At 72.3% G+C, this 23643-nt stretch carries 21 protein-coding genes; 12 read left to right on the top strand and 9 right to left on the bottom strand.

Annotated elements, in window-relative coordinates:
* Window positions 1-22: 22 nt before the first annotated feature.
* The 3 genes from QQ657_RS07430 to QQ657_RS07420 are packed head-to-tail and all read right to left on the bottom strand — an operon-like array spanning window position 23 to window position 2455.
* On the bottom strand, window positions 23-868 hold the full coding sequence (locus QQ657_RS07430; protein WP_284741335.1) for a carboxymuconolactone decarboxylase family protein: 846 nt from the start codon (window positions 866-868) through the stop codon (window positions 23-25).
* Window positions 868-2100 carry an RNA polymerase sigma factor gene (locus QQ657_RS07425; protein ID WP_284741334.1) on the bottom strand — a complete coding sequence of 411 codons (1233 nt, stop codon included), beginning with the start codon at window positions 2098-2100 and terminating at the stop codon, window positions 868-870. The genes QQ657_RS07430 and QQ657_RS07425 overlap by 1 nt, the downstream gene beginning before the upstream one ends.
* A complete protein-coding gene (locus QQ657_RS07420) occupies window positions 2093-2455 on the bottom strand; it encodes a YciI family protein (RefSeq protein ID WP_284741630.1) in 363 nt (120 codons plus the stop codon). Before QQ657_RS07420 ends, QQ657_RS07425 begins: the two co-directional genes overlap by 8 nt.
* A 235-nt stretch (window positions 2456-2690) precedes the next feature.
* Between QQ657_RS07420 and QQ657_RS07415 the strand changes: the two genes are divergently transcribed.
* From QQ657_RS07415 to QQ657_RS07375, 9 genes are all read left to right on the top strand, one after another.
* Window positions 2691-3866 carry a carbohydrate-binding protein gene (locus QQ657_RS07415; protein WP_284741333.1) on the top strand — a complete coding sequence of 392 codons (1176 nt, stop codon included), beginning with the start codon at window positions 2691-2693 and terminating at the stop codon, window positions 3864-3866.
* A 162-nt stretch (window positions 3867-4028) separates the two neighbouring features.
* Window positions 4029-5309, top strand: a complete 1281-nt coding sequence (locus QQ657_RS07410) for an extracellular solute-binding protein (protein ID WP_284741332.1) — start codon at window positions 4029-4031, stop codon at window positions 5307-5309.
* Window positions 5310-5381: 72 nt separating this feature from the next.
* On the top strand, window positions 5382-6323 hold the full coding sequence (locus QQ657_RS07405) for a carbohydrate ABC transporter permease (RefSeq protein ID WP_284741331.1): 942 nt from the start codon (window positions 5382-5384) through the stop codon (window positions 6321-6323).
* On the top strand, window positions 6320-7138 hold the full coding sequence (locus QQ657_RS07400; protein ID WP_284741330.1) for a carbohydrate ABC transporter permease: 819 nt from the start codon (window positions 6320-6322) through the stop codon (window positions 7136-7138). The genes QQ657_RS07405 and QQ657_RS07400 overlap by 4 nt, the downstream gene beginning before the upstream one ends.
* Window positions 7138-8661, top strand: coding sequence for a beta-N-acetylhexosaminidase (locus QQ657_RS07395; RefSeq protein WP_284741329.1), 1524 nt, complete (start codon window positions 7138-7140; stop codon window positions 8659-8661). Before QQ657_RS07400 ends, QQ657_RS07395 begins: the two co-directional genes overlap by 1 nt.
* Before the next feature lie 221 nt (window positions 8662-8882).
* Window positions 8883-9581 (top strand): GntR family transcriptional regulator, encoded by a 699-nt coding sequence (locus tag QQ657_RS07390; RefSeq protein WP_284741328.1) that lies wholly within the window; start codon window positions 8883-8885, stop codon window positions 9579-9581.
* Entirely contained in the window at window positions 9581-10492 is a 912-nt protein-coding gene (locus QQ657_RS07385) for an aminoglycoside phosphotransferase family protein (RefSeq protein WP_284741327.1), read from the top strand. The genes QQ657_RS07390 and QQ657_RS07385 overlap by 1 nt, the downstream gene beginning before the upstream one ends.
* A gap of 273 nt (window positions 10493-10765) precedes the next feature.
* Complete coding sequence (locus QQ657_RS07380) at window positions 10766-13156, top strand: DUF7617 domain-containing protein (protein ID WP_284741326.1); 2391 nt, start codon at window positions 10766-10768, stop codon at window positions 13154-13156.
* A gap of 316 nt (window positions 13157-13472) precedes the next feature.
* Entirely contained in the window at window positions 13473-13859 is a 387-nt protein-coding gene (locus QQ657_RS07375; protein WP_284741325.1) for an ester cyclase, read from the top strand.
* Here QQ657_RS07375 and QQ657_RS07370 read toward each other — a convergent pair.
* From QQ657_RS07370 to QQ657_RS07355, 4 genes are read right to left on the bottom strand one after another with little or no spacing between them, the layout of a single operon-like run.
* Window positions 13849-14616, bottom strand: coding sequence for an MHYT domain-containing protein (locus QQ657_RS07370; RefSeq protein ID WP_284741324.1), 768 nt, complete (start codon window positions 14614-14616; stop codon window positions 13849-13851). The genes QQ657_RS07375 and QQ657_RS07370 overlap by 11 nt on opposite strands.
* A 13-nt stretch (window positions 14617-14629) precedes the next feature.
* Window positions 14630-15022, bottom strand: a complete 393-nt coding sequence (locus tag QQ657_RS07365) for a DUF742 domain-containing protein (protein ID WP_284741323.1) — start codon at window positions 15020-15022, stop codon at window positions 14630-14632.
* Complete coding sequence (locus QQ657_RS07360) at window positions 15019-15528, bottom strand: roadblock/LC7 domain-containing protein (RefSeq protein WP_284741322.1); 510 nt, start codon at window positions 15526-15528, stop codon at window positions 15019-15021. The genes QQ657_RS07365 and QQ657_RS07360 overlap by 4 nt, the downstream gene beginning before the upstream one ends.
* On the bottom strand, window positions 15525-18635 hold the full coding sequence (locus tag QQ657_RS07355; RefSeq protein WP_284741321.1) for an ATP-binding protein: 3111 nt from the start codon (window positions 18633-18635) through the stop codon (window positions 15525-15527). The genes QQ657_RS07360 and QQ657_RS07355 overlap by 4 nt, the downstream gene beginning before the upstream one ends.
* Before the next feature lie 449 nt (window positions 18636-19084).
* Here QQ657_RS07355 and QQ657_RS07350 point away from each other — a divergent pair, with 449 nt between their 5' ends.
* Together QQ657_RS07350 and QQ657_RS07345 are read left to right on the top strand one after the other, a co-directional pair.
* Window positions 19085-20386, top strand: a complete 1302-nt coding sequence (locus QQ657_RS07350; protein ID WP_284741320.1) for a low temperature requirement protein A — start codon at window positions 19085-19087, stop codon at window positions 20384-20386.
* Between the two features lie 45 nt (window positions 20387-20431).
* The gene (locus tag QQ657_RS07345) at window positions 20432-21349 is read left to right on the top strand and encodes a sensor histidine kinase (protein ID WP_284741319.1); all 918 of its coding nucleotides are present in this window, start codon (window positions 20432-20434) and stop codon (window positions 21347-21349) included.
* Between the two features lie 104 nt (window positions 21350-21453).
* Here QQ657_RS07345 and QQ657_RS07340 read toward each other — a convergent pair whose 3' ends face one another.
* The gene (locus QQ657_RS07340; RefSeq protein ID WP_434056725.1) at window positions 21454-22146 is read right to left on the bottom strand and encodes a TetR/AcrR family transcriptional regulator; all 693 of its coding nucleotides are present in this window, start codon (window positions 22144-22146) and stop codon (window positions 21454-21456) included.
* 104 nt (window positions 22147-22250) lie between these two features.
* Between QQ657_RS07340 and QQ657_RS07335 the strand changes: the two genes are divergently transcribed.
* The gene (locus QQ657_RS07335) at window positions 22251-23174 is read left to right on the top strand and encodes an NAD-dependent epimerase/dehydratase family protein (protein ID WP_284741317.1); all 924 of its coding nucleotides are present in this window, start codon (window positions 22251-22253) and stop codon (window positions 23172-23174) included.
* Between the two features lie 19 nt (window positions 23175-23193).
* Here the strand turns inward: QQ657_RS07335 and QQ657_RS07330 are convergent, their stop codons facing one another.
* Window positions 23194-23616, bottom strand: coding sequence for an STAS domain-containing protein (locus QQ657_RS07330; RefSeq protein WP_284741316.1), 423 nt, complete (start codon window positions 23614-23616; stop codon window positions 23194-23196).
* Window positions 23617-23643: the final 27 nt, after the last annotated feature.

The following is a 23643-nucleotide window of genomic DNA, read 5'->3' as shown; positions in this document are numbered from 1 at the left end:
CTACCGCATTGACCGGTTCGGCCTAATCACCGCGCGCCTTCAGCGCGTCGCGGCCGGCGTCGAAGCTGCGCAGCGCGGCACCGACCGCCGCGGCCACCGTGACCTCGAAGATCTCGTCCTCGGTGCACCCCGCCGCGAGCAGCCGCCGAACGTCGTCGTCGGTGATGCGCTGGGACGCGTCGCGGACCGACGCCGCGTAGTCCCGCCACGGCGCCTCCAGCCCCTCGCCTGTCCCGGCCGCCCGCCGCAGCTCCGGGCTCGTCCGCGCCGGCTGCTCGAAGACGCTCTCGCGGAGGTCGTCGGGGCTGTCGGCGAGCAGGAAGCCCGGGAACCGGTAACCCGCGCGGTGCAGAGCCTTCGTGCCCACCTTCAGCTGGCCCTCGAGCAGCTCGAACCCGAACGCGTTCGCGAGCCGGTTGACGATGTTCCACACCAGGTTGACGTTCAGCGCCTCCAGCACCGCCTGCGCGGGCAGGCCGCTCGGCGGCACCGGCTCGAGGTCGCGGGAGACGTCCTCGAGGAACCGTTGCACGGCAAGCAGTTCCGGGCGCGCGTCCAGCGGTCGGTCGGGGTCGATCTCGCCGTTGCCCGCGATCCGGATCAGCTCGGCGTGCGTGACGACGCAGAACGGGCACTCGTGCACCTGAGCCGTGCTCATCGCGAGGTACTCGCGCTCGCCTGCCGTCCAGTAGGACTCGCCGCGCATCGCGGGCGCCGCCAGCTCCAGCAGCGGCCGGGTCAGGAAGCCCGGCCGGTACAGCAGCAGCTTGACGATGTCCGGGCTGGTGACGCCGGAGAGCTTGCCGGTGACGGCCATGAACAGCCGGGCCCGGCGCCGGTGGCCGTGGTCCAGAACGGACAGTCGCATCAGGACTCCAGTTCGTGCAGGCGGGCGGTGAGGAAGCGGTGGTCGGCCGGGGCCTCGGCGAGGGCGCGGGCCCGCTCGTACGCGGCGACGGCCTCGCCGACGCGGCCGAGGCGGCGCAGCAAGTCCGCGCGGGCGGCGTGCCAGAGGTGGTAGCGGCCGAGGCCGTCGATCGCCTCCACCAGCGCGAGCCCGGCCTGGGGACCGTCGGCCATCGCGACGGCCACGGCGTGGTTGAGTGCGACGACGGGCGACGGCGCGAGGGCCCGCAGCTGCGCGTAGAGCGCGGCGATCCGCGCCCAGTCGGTGTCGGCGGCGACGCGGGCCTGCGCGTGCTGCGCCGCGATCGCCGCCTGCAGCTGGTACTGCCCGACGACGCCGTGACGCAGCGCCCGCCCGAGCACGCCGAGCGCCTCCCCGATTTCCGTTTGGTCCCAGCGGGTGCGGTCCTGGCCCTCGAGCAGAATGACGTCGCCGGCGGGCGTGTAGCGGGCGGCCGAGCGTGAATCCTGCAGCAGGAGCAGCGCGACCAGGCCGAGCGCCTCCGGCTCGTCCGGCATCAGCGCGGCCAGCAGCTTCGCCAGCCGGATCGCCTCGCGCCGCAGCTCGGCCGGCTCGTCCCGGCCCGAGGGCGACGTGTAGCCGCGGGTGAAGACGAGGTAGAGCACCGCGAGGACGCCGGAAAGCCGGTCAGGCAGCAGGTGATCCGGCGGGACGCTCAGCGAGATGCCCGCGTCGCGGATCTTCCGCTTCGCGCGCACCAGCCGCTGCGCCAGTGCGGGCTCGGCGACCAGGAACAGCCGGGCGATCTGGGCGGCGGTCAGGCCGGCGACCGCCTGCAGCGTCAGCGCCACCCGAGCGTCTTCGGCCAGCGCCGGGTGGCAGCAGGTGAAGAGCAGGCTCAGCCGGTCGTCGCCGACTTCGGTGAGCCGGTCGTCCGGCAGGCTCAACGTCCTCACCCCGCTTTCGCCCGCCGCGAGCCGGGCGAGCTTGGCCTGCCCGACGCGGACGCGGCGGATCCGGTCGACGGCGCTGTTGCGCGCCGCGGTCAGCAACCAGGCCGCGGGGTCGTCCGGGACGCCCGAGTCCCACGTCCGCAGCGCCTGGGCGACCGCGTCCTGCAGGGCGTCCTCGGCGAGCTCGAAGTCGCCGAGCGCCCGGACGAGCGCGGCGAGCAGCCGGGCGCGGTCCTCGCGGTAGACGCGCTCGACGACGCCGACCGCGCGATCACCCACGCGCGGCCCGGTGGTCCAGCCCGGGCACCCCGGCGACCGGGCGGACCTCGATCGAGCCCTGGGCGGCCATCGGGCACAGCGCGGCCAGCTCCAGGGCCTCGTCGAGGTCGCGGCAGTCGAAGACGTACACCCCGCCGAGGTGCTCGTGGGTCTCGGCGAAGGGCCCGTCGGTGATGAGCGTCCGGCCCTCCTGCACGGTCACCGTGGTGGCGGTGTGCTCGCCCTGCAGCGGGTGCCCGGAGACGAACACACCGCGTCGGCGGCACTCGTCGGCGAAGGCGTTGACGGCGGCCAGCGCCTCCTCGAACCCGGGGTCGCCCGGCTCGGGCCGCTCGCAGTTGTAGATCAACAGCATGTAGAGCACGTGCGCTCCTTCGTCCGGCGTCGGTCGAAGAGGATGACGAACGGGACGACCGTAACTCGACAGACCGGCGCCGACTCGTCGAGATCGGGCTCCGGAAATTACCAAAGGTAAGTTCTGCGGCGGTCTTGACATGACCAATGGTCAGGAGGAAAGTCCTCGCCACCTGATTCGTCTAGACCAATCAGGGAGCTCTCCCGGCGGACGGCCATCCTCAGGACGGAGACCCATGTCCCGCAGAATCCGGACCACCACAGCAGCACTGACGAGCGTCGCGACCGTGGCGGCGACGGCCCTGATCCTTTCCGGTGGGGCCGCCGCCAGCCCATCGGCCGCGGCAGCCGACTGCGGCGTGCTGTTCGACGACTTCCACTACGCCTCCCCCACCGACTCCGCGTTCGGCGGGGCCGGCTGGACCACCCGCAACGACGTCGGCAGCCCCGGCGTGGCCGGCGCGCGCTGGCTCACCAGCAACGTCAGCTTCCCGACGGTGAACGGCGAGCGCGTCGCCCAGCTCGCCGCCAGCACCGATGGAAGCTCGGGCGGCACGACGCACTCCGAGATGTACCAGAACCAGTTGAAGTTCTTCGAAGGCACGTACGCGAGCCGGGTCCGCTTCACCGACGCGCCGGACAGCGGCACGGACGGCGACCACGTCAACGAAACGTACTTCACGATCTCGCCGCTGCGGTACGACCGCGACCCGCTCTACAGCGAGCTGGACTTCTCGGAGTACCTGCCCAACGGCGGCTGGGGCGACTCGACCGCCAACTACCAGACCAGCTGGTACACCTACTGGAACAACCCGACGTGGGACGGCCTGCGCACGTCCACCGCGCAGAACCGCAGCTTCGCCGGCTGGCACGACATCGTCACGCAGGTGTCGGGCGGGCACGTGAAGTACTACATCGACGGCCAGCTCACCGCGGACCACACGACCGACGCGCAGGGCGACCCGGTGACCCCGCGGACGCCGATGTCGATCAACTACAACATGTGGTTCATCGACACGGCCGGGCACACGAGCGGCAACAGCGTCTACACCGAGCAGGTCGACTGGACGTACTACGCGGGCAACCAGGTGGTGTCGCCTTCGGACGCCGTCGCCCGCGCGGGCACGTACCGGACGGCCGGGACGTCCCATGTGGACACGGTGAACGGGTGCACCACGCCGACCAGCCCGCCGCCGGCCACGACGACGCCCACCACTCCGACCACGCCCACCACTCCCACCACGCCGTCGCAGCCCGCGAACTGCTCGACTGCGGCGGAATGGGACTGGGGCACGGTGTACCTCGGCGGCCAGCGGGTGAAGCACAACGCCCACCTCTGGCAGGCGAACTGGTGGACCCAGGGCTCCGAGCCCGGGCTCACCGCGCAGTGGGCCGACCTCGGCCACTGCTGACACCGACGCCGACACCGCCGCCGACCGACCTGGCCGCGGCCCGGGTTCCAGGGACCAGCCCGGGCCGCGGTCACCTTCCGTCCAGGACACGTCGTGAGTGGGAAACAGGGTTAGAACACTGTTCCTCACTCACGACCCCCGCCGCCATTCCAGGAGTTTCCCGTGCGCAGACGCACCTTCGCCGCCGCACTGGCCGTCGCCGCCGTGACCGCCAGTGCCGCCTGCGGTACCGACACCCCCGCCCCCGCCGCCCAGGGCGGCGGGCAGCTGACCGTCTGGCTGATGAACGGCGACCTCAGCGACAAGGCCACCGCGGCGATCACCGCCGCGTTCGAGAAGGCCACCGGCGCGAAGGTCACCGTGCAGATCCAGGAGTGGGACAACATCAACACCAAGATCAGCACGGCCCTGGCCCAGGACAACACCCCCGACGTCATCGAGATCGGCAACACCGACGTCCCGCTCTTCGCCGCCAACGGCGCGCTCACCGACCTCACCCCGCATCGCGACGAGCTTTCCGGCGGGCAGCACTGGCTCCCCGGCCTCGCCGGACCGGCCACTGTGGACGGAAACCTCTACGGCGCGCCGCTGTTCGCGGGCAACCGCGCGGTGATCTACGACAAGCAGGTCTGGGCCGACGCCGGGATCACCGCGCCCCCGAAGACGGTCCAGGAGCTCACCCAGGACCTCGACAAGATCAAGGCGAAGCACCCCGCCGCGGACTACTCGGCCTTCCACTTCCCCGGCAAGTACTGGTACGGCGCGCTGCAGTTCGTCTGGGACGCCGGCGGGCAGCTCGCCACGCAGAAGGACGGGAAGTGGGCCGGTGCCCTCGAAAGCCCGGAAGCGCAGAAGGGTTTGCAGGCCTGGAAGGACTTCCAGAACGCCTACTCCTCCCCCGCGTCCCGCAACGTCGACACCAAGGCCCCCGACCAGGCCGCGATCTTCTCCGCCGGCGGCGCCGGGGCGATCCTCGACACGAGCGTCAACACCGTCGTCAAGAACAAGCCGGAACTGAAGGACCACCTCGGCACCTTCCCCTTCCCCAGCAGCACGGCCGGGAAGACGCAGCCGGTGTTCCTCGGCGGGTCCGACCTCGTCGTCGCGGCCAAGAGCCGCAACCAGGACCTCGCCCTCGCCTACCTCAAGGCCGCCACGAGCCCCGAGGTGCAGCGCCAGGCGATCGTCGGCATCGACGGCTGGACGCCCGTCTCCACCGAGCTCATCGACGAGATCACGCCCACCCTGCCGCCGGTCAACGCCGCCTTCGCCACCGCGGCCAAGACCAGCGTCGCGACCCCGGCCGCGCCGGGCTGGGCGACCATCGAGAGCGACAAGTCCATCAACACCTTCTTCGCCGACATCGCCACCGGGCGCAGGCCGATCGCCGACGCGGCCAAGGACTTCGACGCTCACCTGACCGAGGCACTCAACGCCCGCTGACCGGCGGGGTGGCCCGGCCGACTGCCGTCCCCAACCGGGCCGCCCCGCCCCCCTTTCCGCGAAGGAGTCCTCGTGTTGCTGGTGAAAGCGCCGCCCGAAGCCCCGCAGAGACCGGCCACACCGCGCCGGCGTCGCTCGTTCCTGCCGTACGGCCTGCTCCTGCCCGCGACGGTCCTGCTCGGGCTCGTCCTGGGCTACCCGCTCGTGCGGCTGGTCGTCATCTCGACGCAGCGGTACGGCCTCCGGTCCCTGTTCACCGGCACCACGACCTTCGCGGGCTGGGACAACTACGCCGCCGTCCTCGGCGACGACCAGCTCCTGCCGGTCCTCGCGCGCAGCATCGGGTTCTGCGCGGCGCTGGTCCTCGGCACCCTGGTGATCGGCTTCGGCGTCGCGCTGCTGCTGCAACGGCTGGGCCGCGGCATGCGCACCGCCGTCACGATGAGCCTGATCGCGGCCTGGGCCCTGCCGAACGTCGCGTCCACTCTGGTCTGGCAGTGGCTCTTCCAGCCCGGCTACGGCGTGGTCGACTGGCTGCTCACCCAGGCCGGCTTCGGCGACCTCACCCAGCACGACTGGACGACGTCACCGGCCTCGGCGTTCACGCTCGTCTGGCTGCTGGTCGTGTGGCAGTCGGTGCCGTTCGTCGCGCTGACGCTTTACGCTGGCTTGTCGCAGATCCCGCGGTCCTACTACGAAGCCGCCGCGCTCGACGGCGCCGGGCCGTGGCGGGTGCACCGCACCATCACCGTCCCGTTCCTGCAGCCGATCCTCGGCCTGGTCACCATCCTGTCGGTGATCTGGGACTTCACCGTGTTCAACCAGATCTGGATCCTCACCCAGGGCGGCCCGAACGACGGCACGACGACACTGGGCATCTGGACGTTCACGAGGGCGTTCAGCGGCAACAACTTCGGCCAGGGCGCCGCGATCGCCGCCGTCTCGGTGGCACTGCTCGTCGGCATGACGGCCGTGTACGTGCGCCGGCTCGTCCGCTCCGGGGAGGACCTGTGATCCGCCGGATCGGCCGCAACACGGTCGCCACCGTCTTCTGCCTGGTGTGGATCTTCCCGGTGTACTGGATGGTGCTCACGGCGTTCAAGCCCGCGGGCAAGATCCTGCAGCCCACACCGCAGTTCCTGCCGGTCGACATCACCCTGGACAACTTCGCCGGCGCGCTCGCCAAGCCCGGGTTCGTGCAGGACCTCGCCAACAGCGTCGTGGTGGTCGTCGCGGTCGTCGCGCTGTCCATCGTGGTCGCGTTCCTGGCCGCGACGGCGTTGACGCGCTTCCGGTTCTTCGGCCGCCGCAGCTTCCTCATCGGCGTGCTGGTGCTGCAGATGGTGCCGGTGCCCGCCCTCGTCATCCCGCTGTTCCTCGGCCTGAAGAGCGCGCACCTGCTCGACACGCTGTTCGGGCTGATCCTGACGTACGTCGCACTCGTCCTGCCGTTCACGATCTGGACGTTGCGCGGCTTCCTGCACGGCATCCCGGTCGAACTCGAGGAGGCGGCGATGGTCGACGGCGCGACGCGCGCGCGGGTCATGCGCTCGGTCCTGCTGCCGCTGGTGCTGCCCGGCCTGATCGCGACCAGCGTGTTCGCGTTCATCACGGCGTGGAACGACTTCCTGTTCGCCTACGTGATCATGAAGGACAGCTCCGGCTACACGCTGCCGGTGTGGCTGGTGTCGTTCAGCACCAGCACCGGCACCGACTACGGCGGCCTGATCGCCGCGTCGACGCTGTTCGCGCTGCCCGTAGTCGTCTTCTTCGCGCTGGTGCAGCGCCACCTGGTCGAGGGCATGACCGCGGGCGCGGTGAAGGGCTGATGATCATCCCCCACCCCGCGCGGCTGACGCGCCGCGCCGGTTCCTTCGCGCCCGCCGGCGGGCTGCGCGTGCTCGCGAGCCGCGGCGCCGAGAACGCGGCCCGGCTGCTGGCCGGGTACCTGCCCCGGCCGACGATCCACCACGGCCCGGCCATCCGGCTCGATCTCGTGCCGTCGGCGAAGCACGGCCTGGAGGGCTACGAGCTCGACGTCACGCCGGCGGACGCGCTCCTCACGGCGTCGACCGAGGCGGGGCTGCGCAACGGCGTGCAGACCCTCCGGCAGCTGGTCCCGCTGCACGGCCCGCCGCGGCTGCCGTGCCTGCACGTCCGCGACGCGCCCCGGCTGCCCTGGCGCGGTGTGCTGCTCGACGTCGCCCGGCACTTCCTGCCGCTGGAGTTCCTCCGCGAGTTCGTCGACCTGCTGGCGCTGCACAAGTACAACGTCCTGCACCTGCACCTCACCGACGACCAGGGCTGGCGGATCGAGATCGACGGACGGCCGCGGCTCACCGAGGTCGGCGCGTGGCGCACCGAGTCGATGGTCGGGGCGGCCGGCAGCGGCGTCTACGACGGTGTCCCCCACGGCGGGTTCTACACCCAGCGCGAGCTGCGCGAGCTGGTCGGCTTCGCGGCCGACCGCGGCGTGCGGATCGTGCCGGAGATCGACCTGCCCGGGCACGTGCGCTCGGCCCTGGCCGCCTACCCCGAGCTGGGCAACCGGCCGGAGGTGACGCTGCCGGTGTGGACGGCATGGGGCATCAGCCCGGACATCCTCGGCGTCCACGACGGCACGTTCGCGTTCTGCCGGGAGGTGCTCACGCAGGTCGCCGACGTCTTCCCGGCGCGGCACCTGCACATCGGCGGCGACGAGTGCCCGACCACGCAGTGGGCGTCGAGCCCCTTCGCGCGGGAAAAGGCGGCCCGGCTCGGACTGCGGGACACCGGGGAACTGCACCCGTGGTTCCTGAGCGAGCTGCACGGCATTCTGGCTGACCTCGGCAGGCAGGCGGTGTGCTGGGACGAGACCGGCCACGCCGCGGGCCGGCTGCCGCCGGAGCTGGTCGTGACGGCGTGGCGCGACGCCGCCCACGGTGCGCTGGCCGTGAACCGCGGCCACCAGGTGATCATGGCGCCGCACACGTCGACGTACTTCGACTACCGGCAGAGCGAAGAGCCCGGCGAGCCGCCCCGGACCGACGTCACGACACTCCGGGACGTCTACCGGTTCGACCCGCTCGCCGGCGGGCTCCCGGTCAGCGACGGCACCCGGCCCGGGGTGCTGGGCACGCAGGCCCAGCTGTGGACCGAGCACGCGCCGACGCCCGACCACGTGCGCCACCTGGCGTTCCCGCGCCTGTGCGCGCTGGCCGAGCGCGCGTGGTCGCCCCCGGACCGCCGTTATGCTGAATTCCAGGAGCGCCTGGCCGGCCACCTCGAGCGGCTGCGCACTCTGGACGCCCTGCCGAAGGAGCGCGTCCGGTTCGCCGGCGCGCTCGGAGTATCCGGGAAGACGGTGCCTTGACCGCTGTGCCATCCGGGGCTTCGCCCCAGGCCGGGGGCTCCGCCACCCGGAGCCCCCGAAAAGAAGGTGAGCCATCCGGGGCTTCGCCCCAGGCCGGGGGCTCCGCCACCCGGAGCCCCCGAAAAGAAGGTGAGCCATCCGGGGCTTCGCCCCAGGCCGGGGGCTCCGCCACCCGGAGCCCCCGAAAAGAAGGTGACGAGCCGGCGGACCGCCCGCCCACGGTGAAGCGCGACCGCGTCCGGCGGCACCTGCTGAAGGTGATCGAGAACGCCGGCCCCGGCACCGGGCTGGCGTCGGAGCGCGACCTGGCCGCCGAGCTGGGCGTGTCCCGTCCGACCGTCCGGGCGGCCATCGACGAGCTGACCCGCACCGGTCTGCTGGTGCGCCAGCGCGGGCGGGGGACGTTCACGAGCCCGCAGAAGGTGACCCAGGAACTGGCGACCGGCCTCGCCGTCCCGCCCGCGGAGGGGCACTGGACGAGCCGGGTGGTCGCGTTCGGGATCACCCCCGCCACCCGATCGCTGGCGGCCGACCTGGAACGCGAGCCGGGGACGCCGGTCCTGCGCGTCACCCGGGTCCGGCACGTCGACGACGAGCCGATCGCGATCGAGCAGCTCGCGCTGCCCGCGTCCCTCGTCCCGGGTCTTTCCCCGGCGAACCTGGAGTCGGGCAACTTCTACCGGCTGCTGCGCGAGCGGTTCGGGATCGTGGTGCAGGACGCGGTGCAGACGATCGAGCCCGCGGTGACGAACCCGGAGCAGGCCGAACTGCTCGAGATCGCGGTGTACGCACCGATCCTGCACATCGAGCGGCTCACGCGCGACACCGCGGGGCAGGTGGTCGAACTGACGCGTTCGGTGTACCGGGGCGACCGGTACCGCATCACGTCGAAACTCCGCTTCGACGCCGAATCGGGCTGATGGTGAGCGACACACCCGATCTCGGTCCCCTGCCCCGGCGCGTCACCGTCGACGCGGACCAGGCGCGCCGGCTGATCGTCGAGCAGTTCCCGGAGTGGGCCGATCTCCCGGTGCGGCCCGTCGCCGCCGGCGGCTGGGACAACTTCACCTTCCACCTCGGCGATGGCATGGTGGCGCGGCTGCCCAGCGCGGCCGAGTACGCCCTGGCCGTGGAGAAGGAACAGCGGTGGCTGCCGGTGCTCGCTTCCCGGCTGCCGCTGCCTATTCCCGTGCCGCTGGCGCAGGGGCGTCCCGGCGCGGACTATCCGTTCCCGTGGTCGATTTACGCATGGCTCGGCGGTTCACCGGCTCGCGCGGACCGGATCACCGACCCGGCGCGGTTCGCCCTCGACCTGACCGAATTCCTGGCCGCCTTGCGCGGCGTCGACGCCGCCGGCGGTCCCCAGCCGGGGAAACACAACTGGTTCCGGGGCGCCACCCTGCGCACCTACGACGGGCAGGCCCAGCGCGCGCTCACCACATTGGACGGCACCATCGACGTCGGTTTGGCCCGCGAAATCTGGCAGACCGCACTGGACGCGCGCTGGGACGGCGTCGACGTCTGGTTCCACGGCGACCTCGCAGCGGGCAACCTCCTGCTCGACGGCGGAGAACTGGCGGCCGTCATCGACTTCGGGACCTGCGGGGTCGGCGACCCGTCGTGTGACCTGGCGATCGCGTGGACGCTGCTGACCACCGAGGGCCGGCACGCGTTCCGCGAACGACTGTCCGTGGACGAGCCCACCTGGGCGCGCGGGCGTGGCTGGGCATTGTGGAAAGTGCTCGTCACGTGCGCCCGGGCCGGCGATGAGGCCGCGAACGCGCGTCACGTCCTCGACGACATCCTCACTGAATACGCAACCGGAAAATAATTCTTCGCGAACACCGGAAATCGTATTTCTTAGCCTCCACTCGTTACCCGAAAGAGTGACGTCATGAGGACATTCGGGTGACCACCAGCCGAAACCGCCCTCGCCGCACAAGGTGGGCGTTGTTTCGCATCGGTAACGAACTGCGCTGTTGGTTTCGCCTTTCTGGCGCCCGGGTGAGAGCGCTTCAAGGCACTCCCGGTGCGGCATAGGATTTTCCTTCGGCCAGGAAAACGTTTCTGGAACCAACCGTTGCGAAAGAATCGAGGACCATTCATGCGAAGACGCATGCTGGGAGCAGTGCTGCCCCTGGTGCTCGTCGCGGCCGGCGCGGCCGCGCTCCCCGCGGCCGCCGATCCCGCGGCCGTCTCGGGGCTCACGAAGTCCGTGCAGGGCACCGGTTCCCCCGCCGACCACGGGGCCACCGCGAACTGGGTCATCGGCTACGACGACCAGGCCACCGGGTCCGGCGCCGCCACCATCACCGACGCCGTCGGCGCGGGCCAGGCCTTCCAGTCCGGTTCGCTGCACGCGCCGCCCGGGTGGACGCCGTCGTGGTCCACCGACGGCAGCACCTTCGCCGGGACCGAACCCGCCTCCGGCGTCACCGCCGTGCGCGCGACGAACCCGGACGCCGGGCCCGACGCGACGTCGTTGTCCGCCGCGCTCACCCCGCCCGTGCAGGCGGTGACGACCGCGACCGGCGGCGACGGCTTCTCGCCGATCCTCTACCGCACCCCGGGCGGCATCCTGCAGGCCTGGAACATCTACCACCACCTCGGCGCGACGTCGCCGAAGGTCGTCTGCACCGACCTCGCCACCGGGCAGCGCTGCCCGGGCGGCCCGTGGCCGAAGGTGCTCAACACCGCGTCCGGCCCGCTCGGCACCCTGGGCGCCGGAGACATCGCCACCACCATGGTCGAGCAGTACGTGCACGACCCCGCAGCGCCCGCGAAGGTCTACTACCCCGCCGTCACGGCGACGTCGGTCGGCGTCGGCTGCCTCGACATGGCGGCCTCGGCCAACTGCGGGTACTGGTCGTTGTCCGCCACCGGTGGTTCGCCGCCGGTGAGCAGCATCGGCGGACTCGTGCAGAGCGGCGGCAACCTGTACGGCCTCGTCAGCAGTGGCGCGGTGGTCTGCTGGACCATCGCCAGCCAGAGCGCCTGCGGCGGCCAGCCGTACGCGCCGATCGTGCCGGCCGCCAACCAGCCGTACGTCTACGGCGCGCTGACCCCGGTGGCGGGCAAGGTCTTCGCGTCGATGTCGAGCCCGAATACCGCGCAGCAGCCGACCCTGGGCTGCTTCGACCCGGCGACGGCCACGGCGTGCACCGCCTGGGCCTCGGCACGGCCGACGGGACCGGCCGGGAACTACAACTACAACGTCTACACGGCGTTCAGCGCGACCGGCGCCCCGGTGGGCGCGTGCGCGTCGACGACCGGCGGCACGAACGTCACGACGTGCTACGCGCTCGACGGGTCGACACTGACGGCGCCACCGGGCCCGGCTTCGCTGACCGGCGGGGTCTACATGTTCCCTGGGGAGGTCATCACCGACCCGAACGGTCACGTACGCAGCTACCTCCCGATCTGGAACGGCGGCTACGCGGGCGCGACGCTCTGCCACGACTGGGCGACGGGGGCGGCGTGCGCGGGCCTGCCGGCCGTGATCACGCACCCGTCGGCGAACGGCGGGGCGACGCGGGACTACGGGTACACGTACGACCCGCCGTCGGGCTGCCTGATCGGCTTGGGCGACGCGGGCGTGCTGTTCTCGATGGACCCGGCGACGGGGGCCACCCCGTGCGTCCGTTCGGGCGGCCAGGTGACGCTGCGGCCGGGCGACTTCTACTGTGACGGCGGTGCGCACGTCCAGGGCTACACGGCGGCGCGGCTGACGGGCGTCGACCCGGCGAACGTCGACTTCGCGGCGTCCCGGGTGACGGTGGTGGGCCAGGACGACGCGGTGGTGCCGACCCCGGGCTTCGCCCCGGACGGCTCGGTCGACCTGACCGGCGTGTCCGTGGCAGCGCACCCGTCGATCACGGTGACGACGACCCTGGTGCTGCACAACGGAACGGGCTTCAGCGGCCGTCTGGTTGTCGACTACGCGGGCGACGCACCGCAGCTGTGCTTCCGCACGACGATCGCGGCGGACTGCGCGGTGGCATCGGTGGCGAACACGGCGACCGGAACGGACTCGACGGGTTCGTTCACGTCGAACACGGTGACGCTCCCGGTGGCACCGGGCGTTTCGTGCACGCCGAAGGTGAAGGTGGACAAGGAGATCTGCACGTCGTCGTCGGCTTCGAAGTGCGGCCCGGGTGGGGTCGGGCCGTGGGCGAAGCAGGCGGGGGTGGGTCTCCTGGGCCTGCTGAACGCGACGGCGTACTGGCGGATCACGGTGACGAACGAGGGTCCGGTCGGAATCACGTCGGCGCACGTGGTGGACAGCGTGGAGCCGTCGTGCCAGACGAGTCCGTTCTCGCTGGCGGCGGGGCAGTCGAAGCAGGTGTACTGCTCGACTTACGCGTTGCTGAGCCTGTTCCCGATCACGAACCAGGCGAAGGCGAGTTACGTGCCGGCGAACGTTCCCCCGGGGACACCGCCGTCGCACACGGGCTGGTCGTCGGCGAAGGCGTGTTCGCTGTTGTGCATCCTGTAGGCGGTTGAGGTGACGGCCCGCGGGGAAGTTCCCCGCGGGCCGTTTGCCACACTGGCCGGATGCGGCTGAACTCGCGGGCGTGGCCCGATCGCTTCGACGAGGTCCCGTGGCGCGAGATCGCCACCAGGTTCGACGCGCTGGCCGCGGAGCACCCGGAGTTCGGTCCCGTGGCCGAGATCGTCGCGAGCGTCCGGGCGTGTGGTGGCGATGCTCACCTGGCCGCGCGGCGCGGAGGCGGTGCCGCTCTTCTGGCGGTTCATGATCGAGAAGTTCGGCGTCGAGTCCGGGTTCAGTGCGGAACGGTAGGAGCAGCCCCATGACCGATCTCGAAAAGCGTTACCGCGCCTACCTCACCTGCCTGAACGAGCGGCGTTTCGCCGACCTGCCGGACTTCGCCCACGACCCGGTCGTCCACAACGGCCGCACCCTGAGCATCGCCGACTTCCAAGCCCTCCTGAAGCGCGACGCCGCCGAAATCCCCGATCTCACCTACGTCGTCGAAGGCCTCGTCGTGCACGGCGACCAGGTCGCGTGCCGCATCCGGTTCGACTGCACTCCCGCCGCGGACTTCCGCGGCCTGCCGACCGAAGGCAAGACCATCTCCTTCGCCGAGCACGTCTTCTACCGCTACGAAGACGGCAAGATCGCCGAGATCTGGTCGCTCATCGACACCGACGCCATCCGCGACCAGCTCACACCGTGACGGGGGCTTCTTCCGGAACCACCGGAGCAGCCTCCGGCTTGATCGCCGGCGCCATCAGTACCGCGCACAGCGGCACCGCCATCGCGATCGCCGCCAGCACGAACACCGGGAACAGGAACGAAAACACCTCGACCCCCGCCGGGTCCGCCGCGTTCATGTCCATGTTCATCCGGACCGCCGCCATGCCCGTGTAGTGCATGCCCGTCACCGCCGCGGCCATCACGAAACCCGCCAGCAGCCGCAGCGACAGCCGGTCCAGGAACACCGCGAACCACAGTGCCGCCGTCGCCGCCACCACCGCGATCACCACCGACAGCGCCACCAGGCCGCCTTCGTAGCCGAAGTCGCCTTTGACGCGCAGGGCCGACATTCCCGTGTAGTGCATGACGTTCACCGCCAGGCCCGTGATGACGCCGCCGAGGGCGAGGCGCCACCAGCCGAACTTCGCGCGGCCGCCCACCACCACGAGACCGGCGAACACCGCCGACACCGACAGGATCGCCGACAGCACCGTGCGGAAGACGTCGTAGCGGACCGGCATTCCCGGGGTGCTGAACCCGAGCATCGCCACGAAGTGCATCAGCCAGATGCCGACGCCGCCGATCGAGATCGCCGCCAGCGCCAGCCACCGCATGCGGTGGCGCGGGTTCGCCGTGTGGCGGGCCTGCACCGCGCACGCCAGCCCGAGCGCGCAGCCCACCACCGACGTCAGGTACGCGAGCACGAGCAGCCAGTGCCCGAGCGCGAAGTGCTCCATCGCAAGGTCCTCTCTAGAGGTCGCGCAGCCCGTGCAGCACGCGTTCCATCAGGTCGTGGCGCTCGTCCCAGGTGGACGTGTCCGACAGCGTGTCGCGGACGATCACCAGGTTGTCCTGCATCAGGTCCGCCACGAGCACGCGGACCACGCCGAGCGGCAGCGACAGCAGCGCGGCGATCTCCATCAGCGACCGCGGCCGGGCGCACAGCTCGGTGACCTCCGCCAGCGCGCTCGACATGAGGTACGCCGCCTCGGCCCGGCCCGCCGCCGTGGTCTCGACCAGTGCTTCGACGGCGATCTCGACCGTCGGCGCCGTCCGGCCTTCCGTCCAGGAGTACGGGCGGGCCAGCGACGGGCTGCGCCGCGGCTCCTCCCCGTAGAGCCCGGGCGGCGGGTCGTCGATCACCGGTGGTCCTGGGCCACCGGCATCTCGCGCGCGGGCACGTCGACCTTCTGCCCGACCCGCTCGACCAGCATCGTCATCTCGTAGCCGACCAGCCCGATGTCGCAGCCGGTCGAGGCGAGCACGACGAGGTTGGAGCCGTCGCCCACGCTCATCAGCAGCAGGAACCCCTGCTCCATCTCGATCACCGACTGCACCACCCGCCCGGCGGTGAACAGCTCCGCGGTCCCCAGCGACAGGCTGGACAGCCCGGCCGCGATGGCCGCCAGCTGGTCGGCGCGCTCGCGGGGCAGGGCCTCGTCGGCGGCCACGAGCAGGCCGTCGGCGGAGACCAGCACGGCGTGCGCGACCCCCGAGACGTCTTGGACGAACCCGCTGACCAGCCAGTTCAGCGTCGCCGTCCGTTCGGGCGGCGCGGCGGGACCGGGGAAGCCCAGGGTCCCGCCGCGGGGCCGGGCCGACGGTTCGGCGCCGGTGCGTCGCGGCTGCACGTCGGGAAGTTCCGTCATCGCGGATCCACTTCGTCCTTTCCGGATTCTTCGGCGCGGGCCGCGGACTCTTGCCGGGCCGCGCGCATCCCCTGGTAGTGCCGGGAGAGGCTGGTGCGGACGGCGGCGGCGTCGCGGAACGACGCCCCGCCGGTCTGCTCGCGCACGCGCGGGACGACCGCGCCGGGGGCGAGCTGGGCGCCGGGCCGCCGCGTCGGCAAGCCGGCGTCGGTGAGCCGCTGCGCGATCGCGGGCTTGAGAGCGCTTTCGGCGGCCTGGCGCGTGCGGTCGGCCGGGGTCTCCCACTCCCCCACCGGCGCGGCGGCCGGTTCGGCGCGGGACCCGGGCTTTTCGACCGAAGCCGGCCAGTCCGACCCCGGGATCGCGCCCGGGTCGGCCGCGTGCGACGCCGAGGCCGCGGCGGGTTCGGCCGAGGCGTGGTGCGCCGCGGGGGTTCCGGCCGCGGGGGCGTGGTCCGCCGTGAGGCCGGCGCGGCCGGCCGGATCCGCCGGTTCGGCGGGGGAAGCGCGGTGTGCCGCGGAGCTGCCGTTCCGGGCCGCCCAGCCCAAGAGATCGGGCGACGCAGCCCGGTCCGGGTCGGCCGCCTCGGCCGAAGCGGTCCGGTCCGCAGCCGATCCGGGCCAAGTGGCCCGGTCAGCCGGCGAGCCCTCGGTGCGACCGGCCGAATCAGCTGAGTCGGCCCGCTCCGCAGCCGACCCCGGCCAACCCGCCCGGTCAGCCGGCGAGCCCTCGGTACGACCAGCCGAATCAGCCGAAGCAATCCGCTCCGCAGCCGACCCCGGCCAACCGGCCCGGTCACCCGAAGCAGCCCGCTCTGCCGCCGACCCCGGCCAACCAGCCCGGTCGACCGGCGAGCCCTCGGTACGACCAGCCGAATCAGCCGAAGCAGCCCGCTCCGCAGCCAACCCCGGCCAACCGGCCCGGTCACCCGAATCCGCCGGCTCGGCGGATTCCGCCGCACCGGACTTGGGGGCTCGGCCGTTCGGCGCGGCCGGCGGCCACTCCACCGGGGCACCATCCGCCGGCGGCGGCCACTCCACCGGCGCGTCCCGCCTGGGCAGCGGCTTCGCGACCGGCTCGCTGAACCAGCTCGTCACGACCTGCTCGAAGATCGGCGTCGGCGCCTGCGTCGGCACCACCGGCGGCCGGGTGTGACCGTTGCGGCCGTTGCGGCCGTTCACCGCCGCTCCGGTCGTCGCCAGCCGGCCGGCCCCGATCGGGCGGGCCAGGTCCGCGATCACCAGCGCGCCCGGGACGTGCACGCTCGCCGTCACCCCCGCGTGCCGCGCGCCCGTTCCGGTCGCGCGCAGCCGCACCGTCACCCCGTGCAGCGCGGCGAGCCTGCCGACCACGAACAACCCCATCCGGCGGGTCGTCTCCGGGCCGACGGTCCCCGCCGCCGCGAGCCGCTCGTTCACCGACGCGAGCTCCGCCGGGGTCATCCCGAGGCCCTGGTCGACGACCTCGATGAGCAGCCCGCCGTCCGCGCCGCGGTCGGCCGTCAGCGCGACCTTGTGCTCCGGCGGGGAGAACCGCGTCGCGTTCTCCAGCAGCTCGGCGAGGATGTGCACCACGTCCGCGGCCGCCTCGGGCTGCACCGAACTGCGCGGCGCGTTGCCCATCGCCACCCGCCGGTAGTCCTTGACCTCCGACGTCGCGGCGCGCAGCAGGTCGCGCGTCGGCACCGGCTCCCGGCCGTGCCGGACCGGCCGGCCACCCGCGAGGACGTGCAGGTTCTCGCCGTTGCGGCGCAGCCGGGTCGCGATGTGGTCGATCCGGAACAGCTCGTCGAGCCGGCGGGGGTTCTGCTCTCCCGACTCGAGGTCTTCGATGATCGACAGCTGCTGCTCGACGAGGGACTGGCTCCGCCGCGAGAGCGTCATGAACATCTCGCTGACCTGCTTGCGCAGCTCGGCCTGCTCGACGGCGAGCCGGACCGCCTGGCGGTGCATGTCGTCGAAGGCGCGGGCCAGCTGCCCGATCTCCTCCTCAGTCTCGACCCCGGAGCCGGGCACCGCGCGCCAGTCGACGTCGTGGCCCTCGCGGACCTGCCGGACGGTCTCCGGGAGCTGTTCGTTCGCCGCGCGCAGGGCCGCCGCGCGCAGCCGGCGCACCGGCGTGACGAGCGAGCGCACCACCAGCAGGGCGATCGCGAGCGCACCGAGCAGCGAGCCGAGGACCAGGGCCGTGTCCCGCAGCGAGTCCGACCGGGCGCGGTCGGCCGCGTTCGAGACGTCGGCGGACAGCTTCGCCGCGACGTCGGTCAGCACGGCCGTCACCCCGATGGTCTCGGCGGTGATCGAGGGGAGGAACGACACGAGCGCCGCGGCGTCGCCGCTGCCGGGATTCTGCAAGGTGTCGAGGCGGCCCTCGGCGGAGCTCGTCGCCGCCTTGAACCGGTTAAGCGCGTCGCCCGAGAGCTGGTGTTCGGCCTGCTCGCTGAGCACCTCCTGCTCGGCGGCGGCCTGCACCACGGCCGGGCGCAGCGAAGCATCGTCCGGGCTGTTCTCGGCCGCCCGCGCGTAGGTCTCCTCGGTGGCCAGCTCGCCGCGCAGGTGCACCAGCAGCCGGGCGGTTTCCGCGCCGGCGGCCGTTTCGCTGCCGGCGTCGGCCGGGGCGAGGGTGGGCACGAGGTCACCGAGGGTGGAGATGATGTCGTTGTAGCCCGCCGCCTTCGTGCGGACGTCGCCGCCGCCGGCGCCGGCCGCGCGGATGCCGGCGAGCTTGCCCAGCGCGGTGTTCAGCGCCCGGCCGCCGTCCGCGGCCAGCGGCGCGAAGCCGATGTCGCGCTGGACGGCGGCCACCTTCGCGTCGACCGCGTCGGTCAACGTGACCGGCGCCCCCGCGGGAACCGCCACCGCCGCGACCATCTCCTGGCCCAGCGACGCGGTCAGGTCGATCGTGTCCCGCAGCACCGGCAGCCGGTCGCGCGCCGCGCTGAGCGCGGTCGCCCGGTCGAGCTCGCCCTGGATCCGGATCTCCGCGAGCGCCACCGCGACCAGGACGGGCAGCAGCAGGACGACGCTGATCTTGGTGCGGACGCTCCAGTGCGCCGGCGACCACGCGGCGTCCGCCGACCGGCGGAGCGTGGTTCTGCTTTCGTGCATGGCGGAATCGCTCGATTCCCAGCCGCGCGGACGGCTGACGTCGAACTCGGACAGGACGAGGGCCCCAGGGCCGATCGCCGGGCTCCCGGGGTCTGGGGAAGACTTGGCGTTGATCGAGCCGACCAGCAGAAGACATCACGCTCGGCATCCTTGTCAACCCTAAGGACCGGCGTTTCGGAACGCGGGGAATGAATTCCTTCGAGCCCGCTCCGACAGTTCACGCTTTGTGTCCCGACGGTCGCTGCTTGTACATCGTACAAGCAAGTTCGCCCAGCTCCGGGGGTCGAGCTGACGTAAATAACGATCCTGTCGCACTGGCGGCAGAATTACCCACAGAAGTCGCCGACACCATTTTGTGGCGAAGTCGGCCATTGTTCGAATGGTTTGTTATTAATTCCCCCGCCGCCCGGGTAGACACCGCGGCGCGGCGACCCGGCAGAATCGTCACCGTGACCGATGTGGACGAAAGCGGCAAGGGCACGGCGGCCCACGGCAAGCGGGTCGGCTGGGTCGAGCTGTACCTCGACCTGGTCTTCGTGTTCGCGGTGGCCCAGGTGGCGCACGGCATGGTCGCGGACCCGCACTGGATGCGCGCCGCCGCCGCACTCGGCCTGTTCGCGACGCTGTGGTGGACGTGGATCGGCTTCGCCGTGCTCTACAACCGCCGCGGCGACGACAGCCGCGCCGCCGACCGGCTGTTCGTGCTGGCCGGCACCATCCCCTGCGGGATCGCCGCCACCCAGGCGCACCACGTCTTCGAGGGGCACCCGGCGGTGTTCGCGGTGGCCATGGCCGGGGTCCGCCTGATCCTGGCGGCGGCGCACCGCTGGCCGGCGCGCCCGGGTCTCGACCAGAGCCGGATCAGCTGGGGCTACGTGGTTTCGGCGGTCCTGTTCGGCGTTTCGGCGGTCTTCCCGTACACGTGGGCGCTGTGGGCGGTCGCGCTGCTGCAGGAGGCGGGGTTCCTGCTGCTCGGCGACCGCCGCGGCCGGCGCCGCGGCGAGTCCCGGCAGCGGCCGTCACCGGCGGACCAGTGGCGGATACTGCTGAAGCCGCCGAGCGACCCGAACCTGGCGGTCGACTCCGCGCACCTCGCCGAGCGCTTCGGGCTGTTCATGATCCTGCTCCTCGGCGAGCTGGTCATCACGGTCGGCACCGCGGCGCTGGAGCGCCCGGCCGACGACGTCGCGTACTGGGCGTCCCTGGTCGCCGGCTTGGTGATGGCGGGCGCGCTGTGGTGGCTGTACTTCTCCTCCGCCGCGCGGATCTACGAGCGCATGCTCGACCTCTCCGGCGGCAACCCCGCGCTCGCGTACTCGCTGTACGCCGTCGGTCACCTCTTCCCGGCCTTCGCGCTGCTGCTCATCGCGGCCGGGGTGAACCTGTCGCTGCACGAGTCCCCGCCGCAGGCGGCGGTCTGGTTCACGACCATCGGCTTGACGATGTACCTGGCCGGCACCCGCGTCTTCTCGGTGCCCGGGCGCCCGCACTGGTACGGCAGCCTGGCCAGGGGCGCCGCACTGGCGGCCACGGTGTCCCTCGCCTTCCTGGGCCGGGTGCTGCCGGCGCCCGTGGTGATCGTGGTGATCGCCGCGTGGGCAGTGGGCAGCACGGTCGTGTCGGCGGGGATCCGCCACCGCGCGCTCGACCGCATGGGCGACGACCCGGTGGCGTTCCTGCGCGACATCCAGGAACAGCGGCTGCGCGGAGCCGCCGACGGTCCGCCCGGCCAGGTTCCTCCGAACAGGTGACGCCGCACGCGCATACTGGAAAGATCCTCGGCTCAGGGAGGCGATGTGAGCGCGTCCCCTTTCGCGCACCCGGCGTTGTTCTACCGCGACGACGCCGAGTACCTGACCGGCACCGTGCCGTTCGTGTGGAGCGGGCTCGCCGCCGGTGAGCCGGTCGCCGTCGCCGTGCCGGGGCGCAACCTCGAGCTGCTGCGCCGCGAGCTCGGCGCGGACGCCGGGCAGGTCCGCCTGCTGGACATGACCGACGCCGGGCGCAACCCCGGCCGGATCATCCCCCGCGTGCTGCGGGCCTTCGCCGACGCCCACCCCGGCGGCCCGGTGCGGATCATCGGCGAACCGATCTGGGCGGAGCGATCGGCCGTCGAGTACCCGGCGTGCGTGCAGCACGAAGCGTTGATCAACCAGGCTTTCGCCGGCCGGGAGATGACGATCCTGTGCCCGTACGACGTCACGCGCCTGGACCCGGCCGCGCTCGCCGACGCCGAGGCCACCCACCCCGTCGTGATCGATGGCACCGGCCACCGCCCAAGCACCGCGTACGCCCCCGACGACGTCCTCGCCCGGTACAACCGGCCGCTACCGCCGGCACCGGATCACGTGGCAGAGCTGCCGGCCACGACGAACCTCGCGGCGGCCCGGGCGATGGCGAACATCCACGCGGCCGCCGGCGGGCTGAGCGCCGAGCAGGTCTCCGACGTCCTGGTGGTCGTCACGGAACTGCTCTCCAACTCCGTGGAACACGGCGGCGGCACCGGCACGGTCCGGCTGTGGAGCGAAGCCGGCGAGTTCGTCTGCGAGGTCCACGACGGCGGCAAGCTGATCGACCCCCTGGCCGGCCGCCGGCCCGCGACGCCGGAGCAGCGCCGGGGCCGCGGGCTGCTGCTGGTCAACTACCTGGCCGACCTGGTCCGCCTGCACACCGGCGACGACGGCACGACGTTCCGCGCGTACTTCCGCGCCTGAGCTCAAGCAAGCCGGCCAGCTCAGGCGGCGCCAGCGTGTCTTGAATGAGTCATTCAGGTCTTCGGAGGTCCTGAATGACTCATTCAAGACGTCGGGGAGCAAGCTCAGGGCAGGCCGGCGAGGTCGGCCAGCAGGGCCATGTGGTGCCCGAAGTACTCGGCGCGCGCCTGGACCATGTCGTCGAGGCGGTGGAAGACCTCGAAGTTGACCTGGCCGAACAGGTGCGTCCACGCCAGCAGAGCGCGGTCCAGCCGCTCCTCGGACAGGCCGCCGCCCTGGTCGTCGATCAGGCGGCGCAGGTCGGTGCGGACTCCTCCGGGCAGCGGCGGCCCGGCCGGGACGTCCGGGGCCTCGCCGGCGATCGCCGCCAGCAGCAGGATCACCTTCGACGCCGGCACCACGGTTTCCGGCGGCGCCGCGTAGCCGGGGACGGGATTGCCGTAGAGCAGGCCGTACTCGGCCGGGTGCGCCAGCGCCCAGGACCGCACGGCGTGGCACGCGGCGAGCCAGCGGCCGCGCAGGTCGTCGCGTGGGACCGCCGCTTCCGCCTCGGCCGCCGCCTCGCCCAGGCCGTCGTACGCGTCGATGATCAGCGCCGTCAGCAGGGCGTCGCGGCTCGGGAAGTACCGGTACAGCGCCGAAGCGACGATGCCCATGTCCCGGGCGACCGCCCGCAGCGAGAGGTTCGCGCCCTCCGTGGCGAGGCGGCGGCGGGCGGCTTCCTTGATCTCCTGGTGCATCTCCGAGCGGACCCGGGCACGCAGCGACGAGGCGGACACGCCCCCAGTGTCGCACATGGCGAGAACACCCGAACTCGACGAGAACACTGTTCTTGACCCGGCGACGTCCGGCGCAGTACGGTGTTCTTGTCCGAGAACAGTGTTCTCTCCTGGGGGTTTCCATGGCTCTGCACGTCATCGTCGGCGCCGGTCCGGTCGGCTCGGCCACCGCGCGCCTGCTCGCCGGCCGAGGCGAAGAGGTCCGCCTGATCACGCGCCGCGGCGGCGGGCCGTCGGTGGAGGGCGTGCAGCTGGTCGCCGCGGACGCCACCGACGCCGCCACGCTGGCGCGGCACGCGTCCGGCGCGGCCGCGTTGTACAGCTGCGCGGGACCCGCGTACCACCGCTGGCCCACCGACTGGCCGCCGCTCGGCGCCGCCCTCCTGCACGCGGCCGGGAGCAGCGGGGCAGTGCTCGTCACGACCGGCAACCTCTACGCGTACGGCGCCGTCGACGGCCCGATGACCGAGCAGCTCCCGGCGCGGCCCAACTCGGTCAAGGGCGAGGTGCGGGCCAAGCTCTGGGCCGACCAGCTGGCGGCGCACGAAGCCGGGCGGATCCGCACGGCCGAGGTCCGCGGGTCGGACTACCTCGGCGCGGGAACCCTGTCGGCGTTCACGGCCTTGGTGCTGCCGAAGGTCCTGGCCGGCAAGCGCGCTTCGGCCCCGGCCGCCCTCGACGCCCCGCACAGCTGGACCTACGTCGGCGACGTCGCCCGCACCCTGGTCGCGGTCGCGGCCGACGAAGGAGCGTCGGGCCGGGCCTGGCACGTGCCGACAGCCCCGCCGATGTCGCTGCGCCGGCTGGCGACCCGCGCGGCGGAACTGGCGGGAGCACCGGCGGCCCGCGTGACGACCATGCCGAGCATCGCCCTGCGCCTGGCCGGCCTCTTCGACCCGGCGGCGCGGGAGATGATGGAGATGCAGTACCAGCTGCGCGGGCCGTTCGTCCTGGACTCGTCGGCGGCGACGGAGGCGTTCGGCATCAAGCCGACCCCCACCGACGACGCCCTGCGGGAGACGATCGCGAGCCTGCGCGAAAGCTGAGCCCCGACGCCCGGAAGCGCTAGTTCGGGATCTCCGTCGCCCGCTCCCAGCCCGCCGGCAGCGGGCTCAGGTTCAGCGCGTGGTCGAGGCCGCTCCCGGCCAGCGCCCGGCGCACGACGCGGTTGTCGCCCGTGACGATCCGGAGCGTGGTGCTCTCGCGGACCGTCCGGACGTGGATGCCGGCGAGCACCGAAAGCCCGGCCGAATCCAGGAAGTCGACCTCGGACAGGTCGAGCACCAGCACCGGGAACTTCCGGTGCGCCCAGGTGCTCAGGACCGAGGCGAGCTCGGCGGCGCTGTCCTCGTCGAGCGCGCCGCGGATCCGGACCATGACCGCGCCGAAGTACGGCCGGATCACCTTGATGTCGAACGGGCTTCGTTCGGCGAGGGGGGACGGCGACGCCATGGGGATCGCCGTCGCGGGGTGCTGCACGACTAACATTCTGCTACGCCTTCAAGTCGCGGATGG

Origin of the sequence: Amycolatopsis ponsaeliensis, from assembly GCF_030182635.1 — a bacterium.
GTDB lineage: Bacteria > Actinomycetota > Actinomycetes > Mycobacteriales > Pseudonocardiaceae > Amycolatopsis > Amycolatopsis ponsaeliensis.
This window is presented reverse-complemented; position numbering and strand designations above follow the sequence as displayed.

Bases quoted from the DNA above. Each gene is read 5' to 3' on its own strand.
- QQ657_RS07385 (WP_284741327.1), top strand. From the start codon at position 9,581: ATGGTGAGCGACACACCCGATCTCGGTCCCCTGCCCCGGCGCGTCACC.
- QQ657_RS07335 (WP_284741317.1), top strand. From the start codon at position 22,251: ATGGCTCTGCACGTCATCGTCGGCGCCGGTCCGGTCGGCTCGGCCACC.
- QQ657_RS07330 (WP_284741316.1), bottom strand. From the start codon at position 23,616: ATGTTAGTCGTGCAGCACCCCGCGACGGCGATCCCCATGGCGTCGCCG.
- QQ657_RS07355 (WP_284741321.1), bottom strand. From the start codon at position 18,635: ATGCACGAAAGCAGAACCACGCTCCGCCGGTCGGCGGACGCCGCGTGG.
- QQ657_RS07375 (WP_284741325.1), top strand. From the start codon at position 13,473: ATGACCGATCTCGAAAAGCGTTACCGCGCCTACCTCACCTGCCTGAAC.
- QQ657_RS07340 (WP_434056725.1), bottom strand. From the start codon at position 22,146: ATGTGCGACACTGGGGGCGTGTCCGCCTCGTCGCTGCGTGCCCGGGTC.
- QQ657_RS07380 (WP_284741326.1), top strand. From the start codon at position 10,766: ATGCGAAGACGCATGCTGGGAGCAGTGCTGCCCCTGGTGCTCGTCGCG.
- QQ657_RS07370 (WP_284741324.1), bottom strand. From the start codon at position 14,616: ATGGAGCACTTCGCGCTCGGGCACTGGCTGCTCGTGCTCGCGTACCTG.
- QQ657_RS07395 (WP_284741329.1), top strand. From the start codon at position 7,138: ATGATCATCCCCCACCCCGCGCGGCTGACGCGCCGCGCCGGTTCCTTC.
- QQ657_RS07360 (WP_284741322.1), bottom strand. From the start codon at position 15,528: ATGACGGAACTTCCCGACGTGCAGCCGCGACGCACCGGCGCCGAACCG.
- QQ657_RS07415 (WP_284741333.1), top strand. From the start codon at position 2,691: ATGTCCCGCAGAATCCGGACCACCACAGCAGCACTGACGAGCGTCGCG.
- QQ657_RS07430 (WP_284741335.1), bottom strand. From the start codon at position 868: ATGCGACTGTCCGTTCTGGACCACGGCCACCGGCGCCGGGCCCGGCTG.
- QQ657_RS07420 (WP_284741630.1), bottom strand. From the start codon at position 2,455: ATGCTGTTGATCTACAACTGCGAGCGGCCCGAGCCGGGCGACCCCGGG.